Below are 1,335 nucleotides of genomic sequence, written 5' to 3'. Positions count from 1 at the left end.
CAATTCCTTCCCCAACCCTTTCGACGGGGATGGTGCCGCCCAGGGCCTCCTGCGTGCACTATCGTCGGCGATCATCACCTTTATCGCGCAACTGCCTCTGGGGGTCCTGGCGGGCATCCTGTTGTGGATTTGGCGTAAAGATCACCCCCCGAAACGGCCGCTCGAGGGAATCATCGACGTGTGATTCGCGCGACCCGCGACACGGGCAGCTCCAGTTTGACCGACCCCGGGCAGTCGAGTAGTCTTGACCCTTGGTGTCTGCTGGGCTGAGCCCGCACTGATCGCCAACAGCTTCCAGCACGGTGTTAGTTCACAAACGCGAGTCGATCCACAGACGTGGGTCGGTTCACAAACGCGAGTCGATTCAGAAACGCGAGTCGGTCCAAAATTCAGGCGAGTCGTTCCAATAGTCGAGTCGACAAAATAAGTAGGGAAACCAAGTGGTTTACGCAGTTGTGCGCGCCGGTGGGCGCCAGGAAAAGGTCGAGGTCGGTACGATTGTCGTTCTCGACCGCATCGCAGCAGACAAAGACGGCAACGTCGAACTCGTGCCCGTGTTGCTCGTCGACGGTGACAAGATCACCCACGGCGCGAAAGACCTGGCAAAGGTCAAGGTAGTAGCCGAGGTGCTGAACGACCTCCGTGGCCCGAAGATCGTCATCCAGAAGTTCAAAAATAAAACCGGGTATAAGAAGCGCCAGGGCCACCGCCAGGAGCAAACCCGTATCAAGATCACCAGCATCAACCTCTAATAGTCCTAGGGAATCGACTAATGGCACACAAAAAGGGCGCATCGTCCACTCGTAACGGCCGCGACTCGAACGCACAGCGCCTTGGCGTGAAGCGTTTTGGCGGCCAGGTCGTTCTCGCGGGCGAAATCATCGTCCGCCAGCGCGGAACCCACTTCCACCCTGGTGCCAATGTTGGGCGAGGTGGAGACGACACCCTGTTCGCCCTCGCCGCCGGTGCGGTCGAGTTCGGCGCGAAGGGTGGCCGCAAGGTCATCAACATCGTTCCGGCCTGAGCCGCCACCCGATTCTTCGAATCGTCTGGATTGCCCAGCAGGGGCCCATACATGCAGATGGCGGCGAGCTTCGGCTCGCCTTCACTGTTTAATAAAGAACGGAGAGTGCCATGGCGTCATTCGTCGACCAGGTCACCCTCCATCTTTTTGCTGGGCATGGTGGCAACGGCTGCGTCTCGGTCAAGCGGGAGAAGTTCAAGCCGCTGGCGGGCCCCGATGGCGGAAATGGCGGCGACGGGGGCGACATCGTGCTCGTGAGCGATTCTGGCGTCACGACGCTACTGGGCTTCCACCGCGCGCCGCACCGTAGG

General features: G+C 60.1%; 3 protein-coding genes and 1 pseudogene. All 4 read left to right on the top strand.

Annotation, left to right across the window (positions count from 1 at the left end; all coding sequences use genetic code 11):
- Positions 1-184 (top strand): hypothetical protein (locus RMN95_RS01325; RefSeq protein WP_309615165.1); only part of this gene is annotated, 184 nt, incomplete at its 5' end.
- A 256-nt stretch (positions 185-440) separates the two neighbouring features.
- On the top strand, positions 441-752 hold the full coding sequence (gene rplU, locus RMN95_RS01320) for a 50S ribosomal protein L21 (protein ID WP_309615164.1): 312 nt from the start codon (positions 441-443) through the stop codon (positions 750-752).
- A 20-nt stretch (positions 753-772) separates the two neighbouring features.
- Positions 773-1,024, top strand: coding sequence for a 50S ribosomal protein L27 (rpmA, locus tag RMN95_RS01315; protein ID WP_309615163.1), 252 nt, complete (start codon positions 773-775; stop codon positions 1,022-1,024).
- Between the two features lie 110 nt (positions 1,025-1,134).
- A pseudogene (gene obgE / locus RMN95_RS01310) lies at positions 1,135-1,335 on the top strand (GTPase ObgE); the annotation flags it as partial.

It is taken from the genome of Salinibacterium sp. (genome assembly GCF_031364185.1).
Lineage (GTDB): Bacteria > Actinomycetota > Actinomycetes > Actinomycetales > Microbacteriaceae > Rhodoglobus.
The sequence above is the reverse complement of the archived record's forward strand: the minus strand, read 5'-3'. Positions and strand labels throughout refer to the sequence as shown.

What these genes read in the sequence shown, in the direction of transcription:
- rpmA (WP_309615163.1), top strand. Translation starts at nt 773, where the DNA reads ATGGCACACAAAAAGGGCGCATCGTCCACTCGTAACGGCCGCGACTCG.